Annotated in this window: 24 protein-coding genes; 6 read left to right on the forward strand and 18 right to left on the reverse strand. The window is 36.2% G+C overall.

What is annotated here, in order from left to right; all coding sequences use genetic code 11:
• Window positions 1-6: 6 nt before the first annotated feature.
• The 8 genes from ACQ2HF_RS10200 to ACQ2HF_RS10235 form a co-directional block, all read right to left on the reverse strand.
• Window positions 7-327, reverse strand: coding sequence for a hypothetical protein (locus tag ACQ2HF_RS10200; RefSeq protein WP_432410322.1), 321 nt, complete (start codon window positions 325-327; stop codon window positions 7-9).
• The gene (locus ACQ2HF_RS10205) at window positions 320-1,576 is read right to left on the reverse strand and encodes a dihydroorotase (protein ID WP_432410323.1); all 1,257 of its coding nucleotides are present in this window, start codon (window positions 1,574-1,576) and stop codon (window positions 320-322) included. Before ACQ2HF_RS10205 ends, ACQ2HF_RS10200 begins: the two co-directional genes overlap by 8 nt.
• Before the next feature lie 2 nt (window positions 1,577-1,578).
• Window positions 1,579-3,504 carry a BatA domain-containing protein gene (locus ACQ2HF_RS10210; RefSeq protein WP_432410324.1) on the reverse strand — a complete coding sequence of 642 codons (1,926 nt, stop codon included), beginning with the start codon at window positions 3,502-3,504 and terminating at the stop codon, window positions 1,579-1,581.
• A gap of 46 nt (window positions 3,505-3,550) precedes the next feature.
• Window positions 3,551-4,780: a sensor histidine kinase gene (locus ACQ2HF_RS10215; protein WP_432410325.1), complete on the reverse strand. Its 1,230-nt coding sequence runs from the start codon at window positions 4,778-4,780 to the stop codon at window positions 3,551-3,553.
• Between the two features lie 48 nt (window positions 4,781-4,828).
• Window positions 4,829-6,034 (reverse strand): sensor histidine kinase, encoded by a 1,206-nt coding sequence (locus ACQ2HF_RS10220; RefSeq protein ID WP_432410326.1) that lies wholly within the window; start codon window positions 6,032-6,034, stop codon window positions 4,829-4,831.
• Window positions 6,035-6,142: 108 nt separating this feature from the next.
• A complete protein-coding gene (locus ACQ2HF_RS10225) occupies window positions 6,143-6,907 on the reverse strand; it encodes a TIGR02757 family protein (RefSeq protein WP_432410327.1) in 765 nt (254 codons plus the stop codon).
• Window positions 6,908-7,013: 106 nt separating this feature from the next.
• Window positions 7,014-7,673, reverse strand: coding sequence for an ABC transporter ATP-binding protein (locus ACQ2HF_RS10230; protein WP_432410328.1), 660 nt, complete (start codon window positions 7,671-7,673; stop codon window positions 7,014-7,016).
• Window positions 7,674-7,718: 45 nt separating this feature from the next.
• On the reverse strand, window positions 7,719-10,115 hold the full coding sequence (locus ACQ2HF_RS10235) for a DUF5916 domain-containing protein (protein WP_432410329.1): 2,397 nt from the start codon (window positions 10,113-10,115) through the stop codon (window positions 7,719-7,721).
• 201 nt (window positions 10,116-10,316) lie between these two features.
• Between ACQ2HF_RS10235 and msrA the strand changes: the two genes are divergently transcribed.
• From msrA to ACQ2HF_RS10250, 3 genes are all read left to right on the forward strand, one after another.
• Window positions 10,317-10,856 carry a peptide-methionine (S)-S-oxide reductase MsrA gene (gene msrA, locus ACQ2HF_RS10240; RefSeq protein WP_432410330.1) on the forward strand — a complete coding sequence of 180 codons (540 nt, stop codon included), beginning with the start codon at window positions 10,317-10,319 and terminating at the stop codon, window positions 10,854-10,856.
• A 6-nt stretch (window positions 10,857-10,862) separates the two neighbouring features.
• On the forward strand, window positions 10,863-11,462 hold the full coding sequence (folE, locus tag ACQ2HF_RS10245) for a GTP cyclohydrolase I FolE (RefSeq protein WP_432410331.1): 600 nt from the start codon (window positions 10,863-10,865) through the stop codon (window positions 11,460-11,462).
• A 64-nt stretch (window positions 11,463-11,526) separates the two neighbouring features.
• On the forward strand, window positions 11,527-11,835 hold the full coding sequence (locus ACQ2HF_RS10250; protein WP_432410332.1) for a hypothetical protein: 309 nt from the start codon (window positions 11,527-11,529) through the stop codon (window positions 11,833-11,835).
• Between the two features lie 167 nt (window positions 11,836-12,002).
• Here the strand turns inward: ACQ2HF_RS10250 and ACQ2HF_RS10255 are convergent, their stop codons facing one another.
• The 8 genes from ACQ2HF_RS10255 to ACQ2HF_RS10290 all read right to left on the reverse strand — a co-directional run bounded on the left by ACQ2HF_RS10255 (window position 12,003) and on the right by ACQ2HF_RS10290 (window position 19,459).
• Window positions 12,003-14,207, reverse strand: coding sequence for a TonB-dependent receptor (locus ACQ2HF_RS10255; protein ID WP_432410333.1), 2,205 nt, complete (start codon window positions 14,205-14,207; stop codon window positions 12,003-12,005).
• 50 nt (window positions 14,208-14,257) lie between these two features.
• Window positions 14,258-14,596 carry a hypothetical protein gene (locus tag ACQ2HF_RS10260; RefSeq protein WP_432410334.1) on the reverse strand — a complete coding sequence of 113 codons (339 nt, stop codon included), beginning with the start codon at window positions 14,594-14,596 and terminating at the stop codon, window positions 14,258-14,260.
• Window positions 14,597-14,899, reverse strand: a complete 303-nt coding sequence (locus tag ACQ2HF_RS10265) for a DUF6787 family protein (protein WP_432410335.1) — start codon at window positions 14,897-14,899, stop codon at window positions 14,597-14,599.
• Window positions 14,896-15,318 carry a DUF6146 family protein gene (locus ACQ2HF_RS10270; protein WP_432410336.1) on the reverse strand — a complete coding sequence of 141 codons (423 nt, stop codon included), beginning with the start codon at window positions 15,316-15,318 and terminating at the stop codon, window positions 14,896-14,898. Before ACQ2HF_RS10270 ends, ACQ2HF_RS10265 begins: the two co-directional genes overlap by 4 nt.
• Before the next feature lie 114 nt (window positions 15,319-15,432).
• Window positions 15,433-16,071: a DUF937 domain-containing protein gene (locus ACQ2HF_RS10275; protein WP_432410337.1), complete on the reverse strand. Its 639-nt coding sequence runs from the start codon at window positions 16,069-16,071 to the stop codon at window positions 15,433-15,435.
• A gap of 37 nt (window positions 16,072-16,108) precedes the next feature.
• Window positions 16,109-17,071 (reverse strand): D-2-hydroxyacid dehydrogenase, encoded by a 963-nt coding sequence (locus ACQ2HF_RS10280; RefSeq protein WP_432410338.1) that lies wholly within the window; start codon window positions 17,069-17,071, stop codon window positions 16,109-16,111.
• A gap of 82 nt (window positions 17,072-17,153) precedes the next feature.
• Window positions 17,154-18,221 (reverse strand): 3-phosphoserine/phosphohydroxythreonine transaminase, encoded by a 1,068-nt coding sequence (gene serC / locus ACQ2HF_RS10285; RefSeq protein ID WP_432410339.1) that lies wholly within the window; start codon window positions 18,219-18,221, stop codon window positions 17,154-17,156.
• Window positions 18,222-18,406: 185 nt separating this feature from the next.
• Entirely contained in the window at window positions 18,407-19,459 is a 1,053-nt protein-coding gene (locus ACQ2HF_RS10290; RefSeq protein ID WP_432410340.1) for an acyl-CoA reductase, read from the reverse strand.
• Between the two features lie 60 nt (window positions 19,460-19,519).
• On the opposite strand from ACQ2HF_RS10290, the gene ACQ2HF_RS10295 reads away from it, so the two are divergent.
• A complete protein-coding gene (locus tag ACQ2HF_RS10295; protein WP_432410341.1) occupies window positions 19,520-19,870 on the forward strand; it encodes a 4Fe-4S binding protein in 351 nt (116 codons plus the stop codon).
• Window positions 19,871-20,074: 204 nt separating this feature from the next.
• Here the strand turns inward: ACQ2HF_RS10295 and ACQ2HF_RS10300 are convergent, their stop codons facing one another.
• Window positions 20,075-20,623: a hypothetical protein gene (locus tag ACQ2HF_RS10300; RefSeq protein ID WP_432410342.1), complete on the reverse strand. Its 549-nt coding sequence runs from the start codon at window positions 20,621-20,623 to the stop codon at window positions 20,075-20,077.
• A gap of 172 nt (window positions 20,624-20,795) precedes the next feature.
• On the opposite strand from ACQ2HF_RS10300, the gene ACQ2HF_RS10305 reads away from it, so the two are divergent.
• On the forward strand, window positions 20,796-21,662 hold the full coding sequence (locus ACQ2HF_RS10305) for an alpha/beta hydrolase (RefSeq protein ID WP_432410343.1): 867 nt from the start codon (window positions 20,796-20,798) through the stop codon (window positions 21,660-21,662).
• Between the two features lie 12 nt (window positions 21,663-21,674).
• Window positions 21,675-22,490: an alpha/beta hydrolase gene (locus tag ACQ2HF_RS10310; RefSeq protein WP_432410344.1), complete on the forward strand. Its 816-nt coding sequence runs from the start codon at window positions 21,675-21,677 to the stop codon at window positions 22,488-22,490.
• A 59-nt stretch (window positions 22,491-22,549) separates the two neighbouring features.
• Here the strand turns inward: ACQ2HF_RS10310 and ACQ2HF_RS10315 are convergent, their stop codons facing one another.
• Complete coding sequence (locus tag ACQ2HF_RS10315; protein WP_432410345.1) at window positions 22,550-23,044, reverse strand: hypothetical protein; 495 nt, start codon at window positions 23,042-23,044, stop codon at window positions 22,550-22,552.
• Window positions 23,045-23,111: the final 67 nt, after the last annotated feature.

Below are 23,111 nucleotides of genomic sequence, written 5' to 3' on the forward strand. Positions count from 1 at the left end.
AAAAATCTATCCTAAAAATGTAAACCAGGTCTGAAACTTCTTACTTAAAAATGGAATTCCCTCTTTTTTATTAGTGCTAACCATCACTAAAGAGAACACCCAAAATGCTGCTGTTACCCAGTAGATGATATCTCCAATAAGTAAATCTATATGAAATTGCGTCACAACGGCTATTAATAATAACAGTAATAAACCAAACATGTTTTTAATATGCCACGTAGCAAAGGGCTCTGGTTTGTCTTTGTTCATGGAGAACGCAATAAAAAACCCAATAAAGGTGATGTAGGCAATGACCGCTTTTGTTTTACCTGCAGGAACTTTAGTCATTTAAAACTAATTTATTGTTATTTACAATCCCATAGACATTTCCTTTTAGCGTTTTACCCAGCATCGCGGCATTTTTTGAAGTTGCCATACTATGTTCTTCTGAATACTGCATTACTCCGTCAGGGTTAAAAAGAGTAAGGTCTGCTTTGGATCCTTCTGTAATTGAGTGTGTTTCAATCCCAAATCTATTTTTAAGACCGTTAAGTGCATTTACTGTTGTTTCCAGATTGGTGGCTTGGTTTAGGGCGCCAAAACAGCTTTCTAAACCAATACTTCCGAAAGCAGCATGGTCAAACTCGGTTATTTTATCTTCTATAATTCTTGGGTCGTGGTTGCTGGTTACGCCGTCAATTATTCCTTCTTTTAACCCTTTTAAAAGTGCTTTTACGTCTTTTTCAGTTCTTAGCGGAGGTAGTAGTTTAAAGTTGGTGTCAAAGCTATGTAACTCATCATCTGTAAGACAGAGATTGTTTATGGAAACGCTACAGCTTACATCCAGTCCTTTCTTTTTTGCGTCTTTTATAAGTTGTACCGATTTCTTAGTTGAGATAGTTGGGATATGTAAACTTCCCCCTGTGTATTCTAAGAGATATAAATCGCGCGTTATCTGCAACTCTTCCGAAAGTGCAGGAATGCCTCTTAAACCCAGTTTGGTACTGTTTATTTCTTCGTTTACCAATCCTTTTCTTGCTATGGAAGGATCCATTGGGAAGGATTGCACCAGACCTTTAAAATTTTGTGTATACTGTAGTGCTATCTTCAGCAGGTTAGCGTTCTCAATGGGTAATTGATAATCATAAAATGAAACGGCACCTTCAGATTTCATATCGAATAATTCAGCTAGATCTTTTCCCAGTGCTTGTACGGTAAGGGCTCCAACGGGATACACATTAACGGCATTCCCAGCGCTTTTCGCTTTTATATATTGAATTCCAGATTTGCTGTCTACTACGGGTAGGGTAAGGCCATTTAAAGCAATAGCTGTAAATCCTGAACTAGCGGCAGTTTTAAGTCCGTTATGTATAGTTTCCCTATCCTCATAGCCTGGTTCGCCAAAACATACACTACTGTCAAACCAACCTTGAGAAATATGAAGATTTTTAAGCTTTATTTCTTTTGCTTTAGGGTTGGAAATAGTATTCGCTATTTTTTTAATACGTCCTTTTTCAATTAAAACATCTCTCTTTTTAAGATGATGTTCGCTTGTTGGGTCTACAATGGTTGCGTTTTTAAATAGCGTTGCACTCATAGTTATTGTTTGTAAAATTTCAATACTAGCATTTCGAGGAGTAAGAACAGTAAGGCAAAAATAACAAACCATTTCCAAAAGCTGTTGATGCTGTTTTCTTCGCTTAAGGTGTCAAAAAGTGATTCAATACTGTTGTAGCTGCGTACACCATTCCAATCTGCAATGTTCAAATATTGCAACGTACTTTCGTTACGGTTGTAATTGTAGCTTATATCCTCTATATATTGCTCTTTATTTTTAATCTGAAATATTCCCGCATTTGCTGGTTCTTCAGCAGTCATTATCACAACATGGGTCGCTTTTGTTTGCTGAAGTGGCACGAAGCTGGAAACACTGTCTTTAAGAGTAAGGATTTCATCCTGAATCAATTTTACAGGTACAGCAAAGGTATTCGTTTTTCCAGCGGTATAATACAATTTGGTAAGCGGTAAACTTTGTTGTGCCATATTATAAAGCGTAGGTACAATAAGTGGCGAATTTTTGAAATTACTGTTTTCGGTATTAAATGGCGCAGCGCTGGTGAAAACACTACCGCTTTGTGTGATAAACGGACTTCCATCTTCAAACTTCAACACCGTTGTTGCGTTGGTGTTGTAGCTAATGTAGCTGTTTACTTTGGGATATTGGAAATTAACCACTTGCTTTTCAAAAACCTCTTTGTACAAGGGATGAGAGAAAACAATTTGCGTTATTTTCTTTTCTTGGTTTACTATTTCGCCATACGTGCCAGTTCCTAGTACAGCCATTAATGCATTGTACTCTGCTATTTCTGCTTTTTCTGAAGGGATTACAAACAAGCTTCCACCTTTGTCTACAAAATCTTTTAGCGCCGTGCGTAGCGATGCTGGAATGGAAACTACTTCATTAAGAATGATAAAATTTTGTTCGGTGAATGCATTGTAATCGGCACTTTTATCTGTCTGGATACTATATTCAAATTCGGGGTTTTCAAAAATACGCTGCAAAAAAACAGAATTAGCTCCAGAAATAGAAAGCACTTTAATTTTTTTCGCAGTGTTTATACTGAAATATAACGAATTATCATACGTAAGGTTAGGATCTTCAATGCTCAATTTACCTTTAAATGTTTCAACATCTTCAATATCGAAAGTAAGGGTGTTTTTTTGTTTTTCTGAAAAATCCACAGCAGACTTTGCCGTTAGGGAGGCACCATTAAACAAGGAAACCGGAACGGAAGATGCAACCTCTCCTTGTGCTGAAACTACCACATTCAATTTTGTTGAAGTAGCATTCTTGGATGCAACATACACAGTGTCGATGCTTATGTTAGTATAGGTTTCAGGTCTTAATTGTACGGCTTCTACCGAAATATCATTCGGTACTTCCGGAAATGTTTCGGTTGCTTGAAAGTCTGAAACCCATAGCAAACGTTTGTTCGCGCCTTCGTCTTTAGAAAATAATTGGTTGGCTTTCAGTAAAACCTCTTCCGCAGCTAATTGGTTAGCACTATAAGGAATATCCAATAGCGCTGCCTTAAAATCCTGAAGGCTTGCATTTCTTTGTGTTTGTGAATTGGTAAGCCAGCTAATTTTTTCGTTTCCGGATGCCTGTGCATACAATTGTTGTATGGCACGTTGAAGAAGTGGACCATTGGCGCCTTTTGCCTGCATACTAAAACTATTGTCTATATATACAACCGTTTCTTTTTGGGTATGTAACGCAGTTTTAGAAGCTGTAAAAGGTTGTGCAAAAGCCAGGATAATGCAGGCTAGTGCAAACAATCTAAGCAAAAGTGTAAGCCATTTTTTTAGCTTGGAACTTTTACGAGTTTGTATGTTTACTTTTTTAAGAAAAGCTACATTGGTAAAGGCTACCTTCTGAAACTTACGTAACTGAAAAAGGTGAATAAAAATAGGGATGAGCAGTAAAAATAGTGCGTAGAGAAGTTCTGGGTGTTTAAACTGCATGCTATATTAAGATTGCCCAAAGATAAAAAATGCTTTGGAAAAATCGCTATTTCTTTATAGTAAAGGTAAAAGTAGTTCCTTTTTCTAATTCTGAATCTAACGAAATGGTTCCCCCTAGTTTTGTAACAAGGTTTAAAACTGTCGCAAGCCCAATGCCAGAGCCTTTTTCACCGTATTTATCTTTTTTACCTATCGTCTTAAATAACTGAAATATAATTTCCTGCTTTTCTGTATCAATCCCAATGCCATTATCTTGCACGGTAAATTGATAATGGGTGTCAGTTTCAGCAAATGTAGAAGTTATAAAAGGTACTTTGTTATGATTGTATTTAAGTGCATTGCCTACTAAGTTAATAAAAATTTGCAGGAGAGCTGGTTGGTTTACTTTAATGGAAATAGTATCCTTTGGATGTCTAAATTCTGCATTGTCTACAAAAAGTATATCTTCTATTTCTTCATAAATTGATTGAAGAGGTATTTCTTTTTTTCTTTCAGAAAGTAAGTCGTCACTCTTATAATACCCCAGCATACCGTCTATATACTTATTTAGAGTAAGTGAAGATTCTTCAATATAATCTAGATATTGTATTCCTTGTTGGTCAAATTTAGAATTGTATTCTTCCCGCAATAATTTTGCTAAAGAGGTAATGTTGCCTAATGGCGATTTAAGATCGTGAGATACCAAACCTGCAAAATTCTTTAAATCCTGATTTCGTTGTTCTAAAAGAAGTTTGTTATTTTTTAATAAGATATTACTTCTGTGGAGTTCGAATAATTTTATCACCTGCTTTGCCATAGCGACAATGATAAGTTTTTGCTTTTCTGTAAGTTTTCTGGGTTTAGTGTCAAAAATACAGAGGGTTCCTAAAGGATATCCTTGTTGTGTGCGTAAAGGTGCTCCTGCATAAAAAATTGCATTATGTTCTTTTACAACAGGATTATCTGCAAAACGGATGTCTAATCGTGCATCTTCAACAATAAAGATATCTTCAGGTTCTAAAATGGCGTGGCCACAAAAAGAAATGTCTCTTGGAGATTCGTTAAAAGGTACACCGTGGTGCGATTTCAAGAAGTTTCTATCTGTGTCCAGAAGTGTAACTAAGGCAATAGGAGTATCACATACGCCAGCAATTAGTTCTGTAATATCGTCGTATTCCTGCTCTGGAAGTGTATCTAAAAGACTGTAAGATTTTACTTCTTCTAAACGTTCTTTTTCATTAGAAGGATGTGTTGGGGCAATCATAAGGGGATTGGGTGCAAAATTTGTTAATAACACAAACGTCTTTTCAGTCACGACAGTCTGTAAATATATTTGAATTGTATTTTATTTTTTTAAAGAAAATTCAAAAGAGGTACCAATATTTGGTCGTGAGACAACTGTAATTATTCCTCCAAGATTGGTGATCAGCTTTTTTACTGTAGAAAGTCCAATACCGCTTCCTTTTTGTCCATTCCGGTCCATAGTACCCACGGTTGAAAACAAATCGAATAGTTTCGCTTGCTTATCTTTAGGGATTCCCATACCATTGTCCGAAACTTTAAAAAAGTAACTGTCCGTCATTTCTTCAGCTTCAATATCGATCACGATTTTTTCCTTATCGTTATATTTCAAACTGTTGCCTATCAGATTCATAAAAATTTGTTCCAAGGCAGCACGGTTGCCATATAATTCCAAATTATTTTCTGGGAGATTAATGTCACAGTTCATATTTATGTTTAGCAACTCGATAATTTCTTCTAATAATTGTTGACTATCAAAATTTTCTTTGCCTTCTTCGGCTAACTTGTCGCTTTCGTAGTGATTTAAAAGTCCGGTAATATAATCGCTTAATGTAAAGGAACTTTGTTTAAGATACGTTAAATACCCTATGGCTTTCTCATCTAGCTGGCTAGCATATTTCGCTTTTAGAATATCGGTTGTTAAAATAATGTTTGCCAGGGGCATTTTCATATCATGAGAAACTACTCCGGCAAAATTTTTAAGCTCATTGTTTTTGGCTTCTAGATCTATGTGGATATTTCTTAAAATATGATTGGCGCTGTGTAACTCAATGAGTTTAACTGTTTGTCTTGCTAATTTTTTAAGTCCTTCTACCTGTTTTTCCGAAAGTTTGTTAGGCTTGTTGTCTATAACACATAAGGTTCCTAATTTATAACCGTCCTTATCTACCAAACAAATGCCGGCATAAAAAGCAATGGGGTTTTCGGCTAACTTTGCATACGGATGGTTCTTAAATGTGTCGTCCTTTTTTGTATCGTTCACTACAAAAACAGGATGATCCTCTCCTACAGCATAACTACAAAATGAGACATTACGATCACCACTACAAATATCCATTCCTTGGGTAGATTTAAACCAAACATCATTCTCTTCAACAAATGAGATAAGTGATATTGGCATTTCTGAAATATGTGTAGCAAGATTTGTTATCTGGTCGTACTCTTCTTCTTTATGGGTATATGAAATACCATAGCTTCGTAGCGCAGCCAGACGGTTTTGTTCGTTATGAGGTATTATGGGTGGTATCATAGTTGAAACTCTTAATTAGGTGATAGAATTTCGATTGAATTAGGACAGCTAAGGTAATTCATTTTATGATAATATTAACGTTTGATGTTTAAAACGCTAACAATTACTCTAAAAACGTTCAAACACACCTAGCCCGAAAAGTGCAAAGTCGTATTTTACAGGATCTTGTGAGTCTAATTTTCGTAGTGCTATATCTAATTCTGCAAGCGCCTTTCCGTCATTTTGTTTGCGGTGTAATAACTTTAGTTTTCTGGCTACATTGCCACTGTGCACATCCAATGGGCAACTTAGCGCACTTGTATGAATACGCTTCCAGATCCCTAAATCTACACCCGTAGTGGTATCGCGGACCATCCATCGTAAAAACATATTAATTCTCTTAGCTGCAGAATTTTTTAAGGGGTCACTCACATGTTTTTGTGTACGCGGAAGATGCGGCAGGCTGAAAAACTCTTTTTTAAATGCCGAAATCGCTCCTTGGGTTGATATTGACGTACTGTGTTCAGAAAAAATTGCTTCCAAACCGTCGCCAGATGTATATATATGCCGAAGTGCTTTTATAAAATATTGAAGATCTCCTCCGTTAAATGTTCTATGCACAAAACCTGAAAGCGAATCCAGATCTTCTTCAGAAGCATGCATCACAAAATCATAAGGCGAATTATCCAGCAAATTCATTAGTTTTTTGCTGTTGTTTAAAATACTTTTTCTATTTCCCCAGGCGATGGTAGCCGTTAAAAATGCTGAAATTTCCACATCTTCTTTTTTGCTGAATTGATGCGGAATCTGGATAGGGTCACTCTCAATAAATTCTGGACGGTTGTACTGTAAAACCTTTTCGTCCAAAAATTCTTTGAGTTCCTTTTTATTCATATTGTTTATTTCACATTAAGCAAGCGCTATAGGCTATTATTTATTTATTTTCTCGAAGAAATTAGTGGGAATGTATTAATATTTTTTTCTCTAAACTCTAAACTATTCAACTGCCACTAACAATCACCCCGTCCTGCATCACCAACTTCCTATCTGCCATTTCAGCTAGTTCTTCATTGTGGGTTACAATCACGAAGGTTTGTCCAAATTCATCTCGCAATTGGAAGAAAAGATTGTGAAGATTTTCTGCGCTTTCAGTATCTAGATTTCCGCTAGGCTCATCTGCTAATACAATGTCTGGGTTGTTAATGAGAGCTCTGGCTACTGCCACACGTTGTTGTTCCCCTCCAGAAAGTTCGTTGGGTTTATGGCTTTCACGGTGAGAAAGTCCTAAAAATTTGAGTAATTCTTTAGCCCTTTTTTCAGCTTCAGCCTTAGGTGTTTTTTTAATGAATGCAGGAATGCAAATATTTTCAAGTGCCGTAAATTCTGGTAACAGTTGATGAAACTGAAAAATAAATCCTAACGACGCATTTCTAAAGGCCGCTAATTCCTTTCGGCTTAAGGTTGAAATTGCGGTATTGTTTATTTTTAATTCGCCTTCAGAAAAATGATCTAGTGTTCCCAAAATTTGAAGAAGTGTAGTTTTTCCAGCTCCGGAAGCTCCTACAATAGAGACAATTTCAGATTTCTTAATGTGTAAATCTACGCCTTTCAGCACATGCAGATCTTCGTAATATTTATGAATATTGTGTGCAGTAATCACTTGGTTTTAATTTTTACGAAAGTACGTATTTATAGTAAAAGCAACCTACGCTTTTTTATTGAACACGTCTTTTACATTATTGTAATCTATAAAATAAGTCACTCGTAGCGATACGGTGTTTTGTTTATCTTGATTAAAAAGGTTTTGTAAACTTTTGGAATACCCTAATTGTGACATTTTACTAATATTAAAAATCTGATTGCGATAGAGTAGGGAAGCCTCGCTGCCAGGGGCAAAACGCCATCTAAAGCTCAAGTCCAGATTCCAGATATTAAAGTTGGTGTTGGGGTCGTTTTCTGAAATATCATACGCTGTTACATCCTTCGTTCCGTCGTCATTCAATATAAAAAAGATATCGTCGCTATAGTCTGCCGTGCTCCAAAAATTACGAAAACGTAAGTCAATCGCTTTAAAAGGATCAAAATTATAACTCGCAGTAAGTTTGTTTTCAATACTCTTTATATCCCGTTGGCCAAAGAATACGTCTTCCTCTGTATTGTCAATATATCCAAAAACATCATTATTTACAGTGAATTCTGAACTTAGTATCATCGCAAACCGGTTCGAGAATCGATAGCGTGGTGAAACATCCACAAAGAAAGACCTCCTTGGATTGTTAAAAGCAGCTCTACCACCAACACCAATATCGTAGGCAAATTTCTTTCTGAAATCTGAGGATACAAAGGCACGTCCTCCTAAATTGGCTGGAAAAATCACAAATTTTCCAGCTACACGGGGTTCAAAATAGTCATTGTCTTTTGTATTGTAACTTCCATTAATCCCAAAAGCAAAGCGTTTTACAGTGGCAAAGAAGGTATCAAAGCTATAATCGTTGCGGGTTTGGATACTAGGCTTGTACAACCTCCTATGTCTGGCAGTGAGGGAGAATCGGTACCTGTTAAAGACTTCAGTAGGCTCAAAAATCTCGTACGAGACACCCGCCACAAAATTATTGTAGTTGTTAGTAAAATTTACACCTAAATCGTTAATGTCGAATGTTTTATTTGCAAAATCATGCCCTACCCGATACCTGAAATTTCCTTTAATTCTGAATACATCCAACTCCGAACGAAAACCTGTTTTGAAACCGTCACTTTGGTTTACGTTGCTCACAATAGCACGACCAGAGGTTCGGAATCTATTGCCACTATCTGCCACATCAAACGCTAAGGCTGAAACATTTGCATCTCTAAAACTACCATCACGTGTTACATTGGTATTAACTAATGAGATAGAAGAGTTGTCGTTAAATTGTTGGTCCAAGACCGCTACGTTATAGTTAGCAATTGGTTCTAAAACTACTTCCCGAAAAGTACCAGTAAGTGTATCTTTAATTATAGCTTTTGTTTCGCCCGTAATTGTATTTAATACACCTATTCCTAAGTTGTTTTCGGTGCGGCCAGAAACTTTTATAGCGTTTAATAATTTTACACGGCTAGGATTTTCCAGTACTTTTTCTCGGCCTTCTATATCTAATCTACCACTGGGTGCGTTCCCAATTCTTCTGGAGAAGAATATGCCTCCTTTATTAAAGAGCTCGGTACCTTCAGAAAAAAACTGCCTGTTCTCACCAAAAGTTTGCTCAAATGGGCCAAGGTTAAGAGTGACATTATCAAAAGCTGCTTGACCAAAATCTGGAATTAGCGTAGCATCCAGTGTAAAACTATCGCTAAGTCCGTATTTTATATCTAAGCCAGCACTAAGGTTGGTTTCTGTTTCATCACCAATAGTAGTTACTACCCCTTGCGCAAATGGGAAAAATGTAAGTCGGACGGGAGGATCAATATCTCTTACGCCAACTACTTTACCATTGTATTGCGTTTCTTTACCAATACTGTTATTTATAAAGCTCCATGTGTGTGTTTCGTTTCTGGTTTTAATTTCGCGGTAGAAATTTATGCTCCAGTTTTGAACTTCTTTTTCGGGAAATCGTAAGGCATTGTAAGGGATTTCAAACTCTGCATACCAGCCTTTTTCATCGTAAGAAATCTGGCAGGAAAATACCACGTTGTATCCAAAATCCTGGTTGTTACTACTTACTCGGGAATCTCCTATGGCTCCAGCGCTGGTTACGTAAAATCGAGTTTCGTTAAGACCATCATTGTAGGTATTAATGGCTACAGCTAAGCGGTCTGCTTGTACAAAAACATCGTCCCGCTGAGAGAATTGTTTAAAGATTTTTTCAGGATTGGGATCGTATAAATAGGCAGCAACATAGACTGCTTTATCGTTGTATGCGATTTTTACTTCACTTTGAAAATCAGCAGGGATAACTCCTTCATTTCCTGGCTGAAACATGTTAAAATTCCCGGAAGGAGTAATATTTTGCCAAATCAAGTCGCTTAAATCTCCATCAATAGTAGGGCTTTCGGTAATGCGTTGGGCGTGTAAAACTTTTCTGTTTTTATTGTCTGGCGTAAGTACTTCTTGGGCTGAAGCCAAGGTGAGGCCCAAAATAAAAAAAAGATAACTGTAATAAAACCTACACATGGGAGACTATAAAGAATAAGATGATAGTTTTGTCAAAGAAAATTCAGGAACAATTCACAAAACTAACTCTCTACCAATTCTAGGCTTCCTAACAAAAAGTTAAAAAAAGCTATATTTTGTTAAGCCAAATTCTTAAACTCTAACTTTGTAGTTATGAAGGATACTACCGAAAAAATTATATTTGCCGCAGGTTGTTTTTGGTGTACCGAAGCCGTTTTTCAGCGCATTAAAGGCGTAGAAAAAGTGGTTCCGGGCTATACAGGAGGCGCTATTAAAAACCCTGCCTATCGTGAAGTTTGTCAGGGTCGTACAGGACATGCAGAAGGTATAGAGGTTACCTATAACCCTAGCGAAATTACAATTGATGAATTACTTGAAATCTATTTTGCCACCCACGATCCAACTACTTTAAATCAACAACAAAACGATAGGGGAACACAATACAGAAGTGCTATTTTTTATACTACAGATGCTCAGAAAAAGGCCGCTGAAAATATGATATCTTTACTTGAAAAGGGAAATGTATTTGAAAATGATATTGTAACCGAAGTAACAGCGCTGGATATTTTTTATGTTGCTGAAGTAGACCATCATGAATATTACAACAATAATAAAAGCCAGCCGTACTGTCAATTCATTATTGATCCGAAGGTGAAGAAAATAAACAAATATTACTCAGATAAATTGAAATAAGCATACATGGCAAGCTATAAAAACACAGAAGAATACAATACTGAAGTAACTGAAAAATTAGCCGCTAATTTTTCAGAAATTCTGAAAGGAATTGGAGAAGATGTTGAAAGAGAGGGTATTGTAAAAACCCCCGAACGTGCAGCCAAAGCAATGCAGTTTCTTACCTCTGGGCATTGCGAAGATCCTGCAGCCATCCTAAAAGGAGCTATGTTTGCGGAAGATTATAACGATATGGTTGTAGTAAAAGACATTGAACTATACTCTCTTTGCGAACACCACATTTTGCCATTTTTTGGAAAAGCACATATTGCTTATATCCCAAATGGTCACATTGTAGGGCTGAGTAAAATTCCACGGGTTGTAGACGTGTTTGCTAGACGCTTACAAGTACAAGAACGTTTAACACACGATATTTTAGAATGCATTAATACTACCCTAAAACCAAAAGGAGTGGCTGTTGTAATAGAAGCTAGCCATATGTGTATGATGATGCGTGGTGTGCAAAAGCAAAATAGTGTTACCACAACTTCAGGTTTCCGTGGACAGTTTGAAAAAATAGAAACCCGTAATGAGTTTTTAAAACTGATTACGAGCAATTTGTCTTAATAGACGTTGCAATTTATGGCATCTTTCTTGCGTTATTATGTATAGAATTTATAACACAACAGCAATGAAAAACACAAAAATATCTAATCTAAAAAAAGGAATCTTATTTGATGCCATTGGGATGGTTTCCATGGCAATTCCTGTGGTTGGCCCTTTTCTCGATATACTTTGGGCTCCGTTTGCCGCAAAAAAAATGAGCGATATGTACTCTGGCGAACAAGGAAAAATAGCTTCGGTAGTTGTATTTATTGAAGAAATATTACCCATTACAGACTTTATACCAACCTTTACCCTAATGTGGTTATATACCTACGTATGGCAAGGTAAAAAAGATCCTGTGCCACAAACTATTGAGGTGGAAATTGTAGATTAGTTAAATTTAAAAATTTAGAAATGCCTTCAGGATTTAATCTTGAAGGCATTTTTTTATACTATAGATTTATAATTCAGGATATATCCTGCTTTCAAATGATGCTTAATCAAAGTTGTTTAAAGTGCCAGGGGTATTATCTTCGATTGCGCTCACACTGAAACTTCAATCTAAAATGAAGCTCTAAGATTCATATTTACGTTTCTTCCAATATTAGAAATTCCATCTACTTTTAATCGTGACAAATGGTTTATATACACTTCATCCGTTAAATTAGTTACGTTTACGCCCAAATCAAGCGCTATTTTATTGAGATTAAAACTGGTGCTTGCACCCAAACTTAATAGATTATAGCCTTTCGTGGTAGTCTCAAAAGTACTTACATTGTTTTGAGCAAATGTGTTTTGATATGTAGCAAACAATTGAGAGCCTTTCATCAATTTTCCATCTTTAAACTCAACTCGTAGCGTATTTTTTAAAGTATTTGCAGGAATAAGTGGGAGAGAACCACCGTCTTTTAAATCGCCAGTTACAGTTTCAAAAGTACTTTCAATATGCAGCCAATCTAAGGGGTGTGGGTGAATATGCAATCCAACTTCACCACCATACAAATTGGCATCCGTCTGGAAGTAATTAAAAACTTGATTGTTATCTATAAAGTCTGTTGTTGGATTAATAAAAATATAATCTGATATCATATTATAAAATCCATTTCCGAAAAACTCAAAATGCTCATTCCGAAAAGCGATGGAGATATCTGCCTGAAGATTTTGCTCCTCTGTTAAGCCAGCATTACCAACTTCATAACGATTTGTGCCTTCGTGAACACCGTTTGAAGTAAGTTCGGCAAGATTGGGCGCTCTGTACCCTTTCGCTACATTTACTCGTGCTAGCCATTGTTCACTTATATCAAATTTGGCTCCTAAGGCTGCGGTAATACTTGAAAAATCAACATCGATTGGAGTGATAAAATCATCATCTCCTTCATTTCTAGCGGCGAGACTTTCAATAGAACGGGTGTCAATGCGCAACCCTCCTTGCAGATCTATATTTTCTAAGTGATAGTGCGTTGTGGCAAAGAGGCCATAGTCTGTGGTTGTGGCATCGGGGATTAAAATTTCTTCCCCGTAGTTTTCGTTTTGTTGATACATTCCCTGAACACCAACAATGGTTTCAAAATTGCCAAAATCCGGCAAGTGATACTGAAGGTTATAATTAAACGTATTTAGATGTATGCCTATAGCTAGCTCGTCTACTTCTTCGAATTCCCTGCGATTGTTAAACAAATAGCCTGCTTTTATGTTTAAAGAAGAATTGTTAAAAAGCAGATTGTTCTCCAAACTCAGAATATGGTTATCAATTTGCTGAAACGGTGCCAATAAGTTTCTTTCGGTATTTTGAACGCCTAGTTCTTCAGGAATTCCAATATTACTTTGGTTGAAGTTGTACCGCAATGTTGTTTGAAGTTGATCACCTTGATAGCGCAACCCTGTTTTTAAGTCGGTTTCATTAAAACGCGTATTTGTTACGCGCAAGGTATCGCCTGTTTTATAATCGGCATGAGTAGCATATCCTCCTCTCACTAAAAATTTGAAGCGTTCTCCAGACTGCTTTACGCCAAAATCACCTGTTTTGCCTTCGGTATTTGTTGCGTATCCAATTGATGCGTCACCCCGGACGGAGTTTCTTTCTGCAAAATTTTCAGGATTAATATAAAGAACTCCTCCTAAGGCATCACTTCCATATAATAAGGAAGCAGGGCCTTTAATAACCTCAATACTCTCAATACCATTTGCCGAAAGACCTAGCCCATGTTCATCACCAAATTGCTGATTCTCCAACCGAACGCCTTGCGCAAAGGTGGCAACACGATTGGCGCTTAAGCCTCTTATTACAGGTTTGCCTATTCCAACACCAGTAGTGATGGATGAAACGCCGGGAATATTGGTGATACCCTGGGATAAGGTTAGTGCCCCTTGTTTTTTTATTTCCGAAGCTGTTACCCGTTCTACCCGCATCACATTATCACTTTGTAATTTATGAAAGGGTGTAGAAATGACTATTTCTTCCATTTCTACAGCGCTTTCCTGAAGCGTGGTATTTTCTGAAATAGTATTTCCTTCCTGAAAACTTATTTTTGTTGAAAGCGTTGCATACCCCAAAGAGGAATACACAATTTTAAAGGTTCCGCTGGGTAGATTTGAAATTTGAAAGTTTCCGTCTAGATCTGTAGCAGTGCCAATTTGTAACTGTGGAAGGTATACTGTTGCTAAAATGGGTTTATTATTCTGGTTGGTAACTGTTCCTTTAAATATAGATTGCGCATTTACGCACAGTGCCGTGCATAGTGTGCACAGCGTTATAAAATTTTTCATGTACTTGTTGTTTTAAAACCTGTAAAGGTTTCAGTTAAGAAAAAATGTAGTTAAACTGAAGTAACAAGTAGAGACGGCGGACCGCGGAGAGAATATGTTTGTTTTAACGAGTTATAAAGAGCGGTCGCTGTGAGAATTTCAACCGTAAAATATGCTTCGGGAGGAAAGCTTACAAAATCTATTTGAGGAATAAAATTATAACTGATAACCTGAAAGTGATCTAACTGGCAATCTAATTTTTGTTCGTGTAAATGTGTTTCAACATTGCCACAGAAAGTATGTTCGTGATCTTGAAAAATATGGGTAAACTGAACAATAGATGGAAACACGATAGCCAGCACAAGTAATTGTGCAAAAAAAGGAGTTGTTATGTGTTTTAGTTGTTTCATTCAATCTTTCAGCAGAAAACCTAATTTAATGCTTCGCAACATTTTTTTTTCAAAGGTATAGAAAAAGGGATATTCTCCAAATAGCCATCCAAATAATACTAAAAGTACTTGATAGATGGGGAAAATTATTAAAATCCTCACGGGCCAGTAAATATACCAGCCTGCCTCTTTTGTGAGGCCAACAGCTTCGGTTAGTGGACCAGCAAATTTAGCAGCTGTACTGCCAGTGAGGGCAAATACAATAAAAATTATTGTTAGTTGCCAATTGGAGGTGATATTCCAGCGTTGTTTTAATTTTTTCAATTTCTAAGTCCTGGAAAATTTTGATTGTATTCTCTTGAAAAGTATCTAAAATACTGAAACAAAAGGTAATTTACTTCTTTACCATAATGCAACGAAAAATCGTAATCTATACGTTGCGGATAAAGGTCTCGGGTGTAGCGATTGTCTAATACACGACGGTTATATTCTGCCACAAAAAAATTATTTCTACGTTCCAGGTAGTTTATATCGTAATAATCTTCGGGAGGCTGGGTGTTTAAAAAGCGAGGGAAACCAATATCTGTAATAATAATTTCATATTCTAAGCTGTCATTGGCAATACGAACAGGCTTTTCTTCATATTTATCGCCATTTGTTTCAGAGCCCATGGTGGAGGTCTGGGAAACGGTACAACCTATTAACGTTGCCAGAAATAATACGACTAAAGCTACTTTTTTCATAATTTATAAATTTACAAATAAGCCGTTTTAAAAGGGTGGTTTTAACTTCATTTAACAAAAAAAAATGCTCCATACCCTGAGGGGTGGAGCGTTTCTTATAGTTTTTAATAAAATTTATTTTCCGAAGAAACCTCCTAAAAGACCGCCGCCGCCTTTATTGCCTCCTAGTACCATTCCTGCGATATCGTCAATGACGCTACCATCATTGTCACCGTCAAGAATTGACTCGATTAAGGATTGTTGTTTTGGTGCTTCTTGCTGGCCACCACCACCACCAAGCAATCCTCCTAACAGTCCGCCAATACCACTCTGATCTGATACATTTTGTTGTTTTTTCTCTTTTCCTAAATATCCTAAAACAATTGGTGCTACTACTGTTAAAACCCGCATCACACTATCGGTATCCATACCAGATTTTTTAGAGAGTGCACCAACCACGTTATTTTGTGAACCACCTAAAACATGTCCTAAAATACCCAATCCGTCTTGTTTAGCATCTTCGTTTACACCACCGCCAAAAAAGCCGCCTAAATTGTCCAAAATGCTTCCATCGTGCTTATTGTCTAAAGCACCCATTAATCCATCTGCTCCTTCTTGAGAATTTGCATTACGCTTCATGGCGCCCATAAGTAATGGCATTGCCATAGAAATTACAGAAGCAGTTTTATCTGCTGGCTGATTGGTTTCTTGGCTCACTCCACCAATAATTTGTTTTCCTAAATTGCTATTAAGTAAGTCTAAGATACCTGACATATGTACATTTTTAAAATTGAATTGTAAGTTATACTAATTAATTTGAAACAGGCTTTAAGATACCAATAATCTGTTCTGCTAGTTCGGTACCAATTCTATCTTGGGCTTCATTTGTTGCGGCTCCAATATGCGGACTTAAAGATATTTTTCCATTCATTAAAACTCTAATGGCTGGAGTGGGTTCATTTTCAAAAGTATCAAGTCCTGCAAATGCTATTTTTTTTGCATCCAAAGCATCTATTAAGGCTACCTCATCTAACACGCCACCACGGGCTGCGTTGATAATAGCAGCACCGTCTTTCATTTTTTCAATTTGTGCTTTTCCAATCACATATTCTTTTTGAGCTGGAACGTGTAAGGTGATAAAATCGCTATGCTGAATAAGTTCATCAACAGGCGCGGTTTTAATTTTTAATGTTACTTGCTGCCCATCATAAAAATCTAAGGTGATATCGGCTTCACCTACATACTTATCGCTGGCAATTACTTTCATACCACATCCCAAAGCAATTTTTGCTACCTCACGACCAATACGTCCAAAACCAATTATTCCAAGGGTTTTTCCTCGTAGCTCGGTTCCTTTGGCGTAATTTTTCTTGAGATCTTTAAATTTTGAATCCCCATCCAGCGGCATATTTCTATTCGCATCGTGTAAAAAACGAACACCACTAAACAAATGAGCAAATACCAATTCGGCCACAGAAGATGAAGAAGCGGCAGGTGTATTAATTACATGCAATCCTTTTTTCCGAGCGTATTCCACATCTATGTTGTCCATACCTACACCGCCACGACCTATTATTTTTAGGCTAGGGCACGCATCAATCATATCTTTACGAACTGTGGTTGCGCTCCGCACCAAGATAACGTCTATGTTATTTTCATTGATAAAATTAATAAGTTGCTCCTGGGCTACTTTTGTAGTGATTACTTCAAAACCTCCCTCTTTTAGGGCGTCAATTCCGCTTTGTGATATTCCGTCGTTTGCTAAAACCTTCATATATTATTTATTTCATCTGCAAGAGCAGACTCTATTTCTATTATTATTTATTTTCTCTAAACTCTAAACTCTAAACTCTAAACTACGCATTCTTCTCCAACTCCTGCATTGCTTTTACAAGTACTTGGACACTCTCGAGAGGTAATGCGTTGTACATAGAAGCTCTATAGCCCCCTACGCTTCGGTGACCATTTAAGCCACTGATTCCTGCCTTGTTCCACAATACATCAAAATTTTCTTTATGTGCATCATCAACTAAGTTGAAGGTTGCGTTCATTGCAGAACGATCTTCTTTATTGGCTACAAATCCTGTAAAAAGAGCATTTCGGTCAATTTCATTGTAGATTAGTTGTGCTTTTTCAGTATTCAGTTTTTCAATGGCAGCAACACCGCCGTGTTCTTTTAGCCATTCCAAGGTTAACATAGAAACATACACAGGAAATACCGCTGGGGTATTAAACATACTTTCTTTGCTTATATGAATCCTGTAATCTAGCATAGAGGGTATTTGTCTCGAAACTTTTCCTAAAATAGCTTCCTTAACAACCACCAATGTAGTTCCTGCGGGTCCCATATTTTTTTGAGCTCCGGCATAGATTAAATCAAATTTTGAAAAATCCAGCACCCGTGAAAAGATATCGCTACTCATATCACAAATGAGTGGTACCGAAACTTCTGGAAACGACTTCATTTGTGTGCCAAAAATGGTGTTGTTGCTTGTACAATGGAAGTAATCTACATCGTCAGGAACAGTATAATCTTTAGGAATGTAATTAAAATTAGCGGCTTTACTGGAACCAACTTCAACCACTTCACCAAATAGCTTGGCTTCTTTAATTGCCTTGTCCGACCAAGTTCCTGTATTAAGATATGCTGCTTTTTTTTCCAGTAAATTATACGCTACCATCAAAAATTCTAAACTAGCTCCACCCTGTAAAAAGAGGGCTTTATAACCTTTGTCCTGTAATCCAAGGAGTTCTAGTGCCAAATCTGTAGCACGATCCATTACGGCTACAAAGGACTTACTTCGGTGAGAAATTTCTAAAAGAGAAAGATCAAGGTTGTCAAAGTTCTTTACTGCTGCCGCTGCTTTTTCAAGAACGGTAGGTGCCAAAATACAAGGACCTGCGCTAAAATTATGTTTTTTCATGGTGGTTATTTTATGGAGTTGCAAAGATTAAAAAAAGGTAGTGGATTGGGCGTTAAATAATTGATAACTTTATGAGTAGTGTATTCGTTAATTAGGGAATTAGTTAATTGGTTTGTGATACTTTCATTTGTTGAATTTTAATTTAGGTGTAATTATCCTTTAGGGTTAGAATGCGTCGTGGAATTTTATAAGCTCAGCAAGAACTCCATAGTATCCACACCATCTGCATAATCTGATAGGTTTGGCTCCTGCGCGTCACCAAAAGGAATATGTTTTTGTGAAATGATACATTGAATTTTTTCTGTTACTGAATTCAACGTTTTAGTTAATTCGTTTAGATTGCTGTAGGTTTCATAAAAAACTACCGAAATAGGAGAGGAGAAGCCTGTGTCTTCCTTTAATATCATAAATTCATTGTCCAGTAATTTTACTAAACTCATAAGATACACCGCTTTGTTATAATCGTAATTATTAATGTATTTATGGTTATTAATGACATCTTTCCAGGCGAACATTCCATTAAAAAAATGATCCCACTTGTAATCCTTGGGAACATATATTTTTGAAACATTCCGGCAACCTAATCCAAAATACCTGAAAATATCATCGGCCAAGGCTTCCATTTGTTGTGGTGTTTCTTTTCCTGTGATAATGGCAATACTGTTTCGGTTTTTTCGAATTATGTTGGGATATTTTCCAAAGTAATGTTTAAAATACAGAGCAGTATTATCACTTCCTGTGGCGATAACGGCATCAAAATCTTCTAGTTTTTCAGTAGTCAGTTCAATTTTACTTTCAAACAAAGGCTCAACGGTCATAAGGTATTTAGTCAAAAACGGAAGCAATATCGTATCATTGGATGATAGTTTCCCCAAAACCGAATATCCCGACAGCAATACGCACATAAAGTCATGAAAGCCTACTAACGGAATGTTTCCCGCCATAACAATAGCCACTCTTTTTTCTGAAGGTATTTCAGAAATTTTATATACTGAAAGCCAGTTCTCTATATTGGATACGGATAGCGCATTACCCCAATTTTTGCACGTATATTGAAGGTTGTCGACTGTAAACCACATGTTTTTTATTTTAGCTAGTTGTAAAACATCTTGCATTTCAGCAAAAAAAACATCGTTGTAAAGAACTGATGGATTTTTTAGCGGTGTTTCCTCAGCAAACTGCGATAAAAACATACCTAATTGAACAAACGCGTTAATTCTTTGTTGTAATTGCATCATTGTTTGGAGTTGCGAGTGTTAGGCATTAAATTTGTGCAAAGTTAGAAAAAGAAATTCCCTATGGCAATTATAATAACAGACGAATGTATTAACTGTGGTGCATGTGAGCCAGAATGCCCTAACACCGCAATTTATGAAGGCGCAGACGATTGGCGCTATGCAGATGGAACCGATTTAGACGGAAGCGTAGTTTTACCTAACGGTAAAGCTGTAGATGCTAATGAAACACAGGAACCTGTGAGCGATGAGATTTATTACATTGTGGCAGATAAGTGTACAGAATGTAAAGGATTTCACGAAGAACCTCAATGTGCCGCGGTATGTCCGGTAGATTGTTGCGTCCCAGATGAAGATAATGTAGAGACAGAAGAAGTCTTATTGGGCAAACAAGCATTTATGCATCACAAATAACATACAATTTTTAAAGACAACTTAAACCGCTACCATTGTGTAGCGGTTTTTTTGTAGATATATAAAGAAAAATACTTTGGAAGAAACTATCCTGTTCAAAAAAAAAGAAGCATTCACTACTGTGAATGCTTCTTTATTTGGGTGCTGTTCTAAATTGTGTTCAACAATATCTCTGAACAGCACATAGTGTGCGGGGGACAAAAATTATTTCATCTTATCTTTCTTCATTTTCATTTTGTCCTTTTTCATTTTATTTTTGGTGTTTTCATCAATTTTAATTTTATAGACGTAATTCATCACACCATCATTATCCGGGTCATAACTTTCAACTACAAAATCTCCGTCTGCGTTAAAATATCCAAAAGAACTAGTATCTTCTTGCGTATAGATATAATACCCTTTTTGTGAAGTAGGATATAATCTCGCTACTTTTACATTATCGTTTTTTCTATCTACAATAGAATACCCTTTGTTTTCTGGTACAAATCTGTAAGAAAGACCATTATAATTATAATCTATATCTGTAGTTACAGTTGCAGGTGACATAATAGTATTAAAATTCTGATTAGAAACTCTTTTTCCTAATGCCAAATCTTCTTTTATTTTTGTCTTAACCGTTTTAGAGGTTACGTTTTCACCATCATTATCTGTAATAACAGTTTTTTTTACGGTTTTCACTTCATTTTCGTTTGTGTTTTGTGCAATTCCTGTTGAAAAAATCGCCAAAGCAGCTATTATCATTATCTTTTTCATGATGTTTTTATTTTTATAATTAATACAAAACAAATGTACATAGTAGGGTTGTTAACTCGTCCTAATGCATTGACAACCCTTTGCTAAAATCTAGGTTTATGATACGGTTTTAATATAAATTAACTTAAAATCATCATTATATATACCCGCTTCAGATTTTTTGTACCTTAGTATGATGCCATACTGGGTACATATTACTATTTGGGTTATTGCTGTTTACATAGCAATTAGCGTGTTATTATATTATTTGCAGGACTATTTTTTGTTTAAACCAGAGAAACTTCCAAAAAACTTTATATTTAATTATGAAAATCAAGAAGTCGAAGAGTACAATCTTACAACAGAGGATGGAGCTACTATAAACGGACTTCATTTTAAAGCTAAAAGATCACGCGGTGTGGTGCTTTATCTCAAGGGGAATAGTAAAAGTATGAAGGGCTGGGGTAAGTTTGCTGTAGACTTTACACGTCACGGCTACGATGTAATTATGGTAGATTATCGTGGCTTTGGTAAAAGTATTGGGAAGCGAACTCAGGAAAATTTAAAAAAAGACCTGCAGTATGTGTACGATGCAATAAAGGAACGTGTCCCCGAAGAATATATCGTTTTATATGGAAGGTCTTTAGGTTCTGGTTTTGCTACAAAATTGGCTTCAATGAACCATCCTAAAATGCTTATCCTGGATGCTCCTTATTATAGTTTATTGAAAGTAACAGGTCGTTATATAGCTTTTATGCCACTTTCTATTTTGCTGAAATATCCTATGCCTACCTATAAATGGCTACAATATGTAACCTGTCCTATTCATATTATTCACGGTACAAATGATACGCTAATTCCTTTTAAGAGTAGTGTGAAATTATCTAAGATTAATTCCTCCCGAACGCGACTATGGCCAGTTATAGATGGCGGTCATAAAAACTTAAATAATTTTGAATCGTATCACGATATGTTAAAACAGATTATTAATTTTGAGGAAGAAAAAATAGATTTATCTACCACCAGTTTTAGGGTGAAACATTCTGCAAAAAGGGCTTAATAGTTGAAGAAAATGAAAAATTTTTTAAAATTTCTACTTGCTATTCTTATAATTTGTTCACTTACCATTGGAGGCCTGTATTTGTTTCAAGAAAAATTTATTTTCCTTCCTAAAGATTTAGATCAGGATTACACCTATAATTTTCCTTCATTAGCAACTAACGTTACCTTTGAAGAACTATTTATAGATACCCAAGATGGAGCCCGCTTAAATGCACTCTATTTTAAAGTTGATACGCCTAAGGGGTTGGTCGTATATTTTCATGGAAATGCCCATAATTTATCCAAATGGGGAGCCATCGCTTCTCAATTTACGCAACATAATTTTAATGTAATTATGTTAGACTACCGTGGATATGGAAAAAGCACAGGAAAACGTAGCGAACTAGCCATGTACCAAGACGCCCTAGTTTTTTATAAGAAAGCAAATGAATTATTTCCAGAATCACAAACAACTGTCTATGGTAGATCTTTGGGAGCCACATTTGCAACGTATGTGGCTTCTAAAAATAAACCCCGAAAACTGATTTTAGAATCGCCATTTTATAGTTTGACCGATGTTTTAAAAATTCGATACCCCTATTTGCCAGCCGAAAAGCTATTAAAATATAATTTTAATACAGGAGATTTTGTGAATGGCGTCACCTCTAGGGTTACAATTATACATGGTACTGAAGATGGGGTGGTTCCATTTAAATCTGGAGAAAAACTATTTAAAGTGTTTCCAGAAGATTTTCGAAAAATGATACAAATAAAAGGTGGTAAGCATAACGATTTGGCCACATTTCCAGAATTTGCTATTGGACTTTATGGCGAATTAAGCTATTAAAATGTCAACAAAAAAACCCACCAAGATTGGTGGGTTCTTTCTATATTTTAAACTAATACTTAGTTAATTCCGTCGCCATCAGGGTCTTTTTTTAATTTTGACATTCCTTTTGGGCGCGCTTGTAATTCCATTCTTCTTTTTTCAAGATCGGCCATCATTTTCTTTTTAATTGCATCTAATGCCATTTTTTCTTTTTGAGCTAATTCCATTTGCATTTGCTTAGATTTTTCTAAATTCATTTGCTGAACTTTCATTTTTTGAGCAACCTCCATTTTATTGGTTACGTTTTCGGCATTGTTTTCACCAACAACCTCAGTTCTATCAGCATTCAGTTTGGTTACTTTCTTAGCCTGATCTTCCATGTTATTATCATCAACCATAATCACATCTATTTCAGAATCGATATCTTCAACAGTTTTAGTTGTAATTTGATTGTTATCTGTTACACGTACTTTTTTAGTTGTTGTTTTTTTCTGTACATCTTTTTGAACTTGTGCATTTACAGCAACTGTAGACAGTAGTGCGATACAAAGTAAACTTACTATAGTTTTCATAATTATTGGTTTTAGATATTAGATTCTACCAAATGTAGTGCATCACTTGTTAAATAACTGCTAAAGG

It is taken from the genome of Rasiella sp. SM2506 (genome assembly GCF_050859505.1).
Lineage (GTDB): Bacteria > Bacteroidota > Bacteroidia > Flavobacteriales > Flavobacteriaceae > Marinirhabdus.

Excerpts from the sequence above, each read along its gene's own strand:
- ACQ2HF_RS10225 (WP_432410327.1), bottom strand. The coding sequence starts at position 6,907 with ATGAATAAAAAGGAACTCAAAGAATTTTTGGACGAAAAGGTTTTACAG.
- folE (WP_432410331.1), top strand. The coding sequence starts at position 10,863 with ATGGCAAGCTATAAAAACACAGAAGAATACAATACTGAAGTAACTGAA.
- ACQ2HF_RS10295 (WP_432410341.1), top strand. The coding sequence starts at position 19,520 with ATGGCAATTATAATAACAGACGAATGTATTAACTGTGGTGCATGTGAG.
- ACQ2HF_RS10210 (WP_432410324.1), bottom strand. The coding sequence starts at position 3,504 with ATGCAGTTTAAACACCCAGAACTTCTCTACGCACTATTTTTACTGCTC.
- ACQ2HF_RS10205 (WP_432410323.1), bottom strand. The coding sequence starts at position 1,576 with ATGAGTGCAACGCTATTTAAAAACGCAACCATTGTAGACCCAACAAGC.
- ACQ2HF_RS10280 (WP_432410338.1), bottom strand. The coding sequence starts at position 17,071 with ATGAAGGTTTTAGCAAACGACGGAATATCACAAAGCGGAATTGACGCC.
- ACQ2HF_RS10305 (WP_432410343.1), top strand. The coding sequence starts at position 20,796 with ATGATGCCATACTGGGTACATATTACTATTTGGGTTATTGCTGTTTAC.
- ACQ2HF_RS10300 (WP_432410342.1), bottom strand. The coding sequence starts at position 20,623 with ATGAAAAAGATAATGATAATAGCTGCTTTGGCGATTTTTTCAACAGGA.
- ACQ2HF_RS10200 (WP_432410322.1), bottom strand. The coding sequence starts at position 327 with ATGACTAAAGTTCCTGCAGGTAAAACAAAAGCGGTCATTGCCTACATC.
- msrA (WP_432410330.1), top strand. The coding sequence starts at position 10,317 with ATGAAGGATACTACCGAAAAAATTATATTTGCCGCAGGTTGTTTTTGG.
- ACQ2HF_RS10270 (WP_432410336.1), bottom strand. The coding sequence starts at position 15,318 with ATGAAAAAAGTAGCTTTAGTCGTATTATTTCTGGCAACGTTAATAGGT.
- ACQ2HF_RS10220 (WP_432410326.1), bottom strand. The coding sequence starts at position 6,034 with ATGATACCACCCATAATACCTCATAACGAACAAAACCGTCTGGCTGCG.
- serC (WP_432410339.1), bottom strand. The coding sequence starts at position 18,221 with ATGAAAAAACATAATTTTAGCGCAGGTCCTTGTATTTTGGCACCTACC.
- ACQ2HF_RS10260 (WP_432410334.1), bottom strand. The coding sequence starts at position 14,596 with ATGAAACAACTAAAACACATAACAACTCCTTTTTTTGCACAATTACTT.
- ACQ2HF_RS10250 (WP_432410332.1), top strand. The coding sequence starts at position 11,527 with ATGAAAAACACAAAAATATCTAATCTAAAAAAAGGAATCTTATTTGAT.
- ACQ2HF_RS10255 (WP_432410333.1), bottom strand. The coding sequence starts at position 14,207 with ATGAAAAATTTTATAACGCTGTGCACACTATGCACGGCACTGTGCGTA.
- ACQ2HF_RS10275 (WP_432410337.1), bottom strand. The coding sequence starts at position 16,071 with ATGTCAGGTATCTTAGACTTACTTAATAGCAATTTAGGAAAACAAATT.
- ACQ2HF_RS10315 (WP_432410345.1), bottom strand. The coding sequence starts at position 23,044 with ATGAAAACTATAGTAAGTTTACTTTGTATCGCACTACTGTCTACAGTT.
- ACQ2HF_RS10310 (WP_432410344.1), top strand. The coding sequence starts at position 21,675 with ATGAAAAATTTTTTAAAATTTCTACTTGCTATTCTTATAATTTGTTCA.
- ACQ2HF_RS10290 (WP_432410340.1), bottom strand. The coding sequence starts at position 19,459 with ATGATGCAATTACAACAAAGAATTAACGCGTTTGTTCAATTAGGTATG.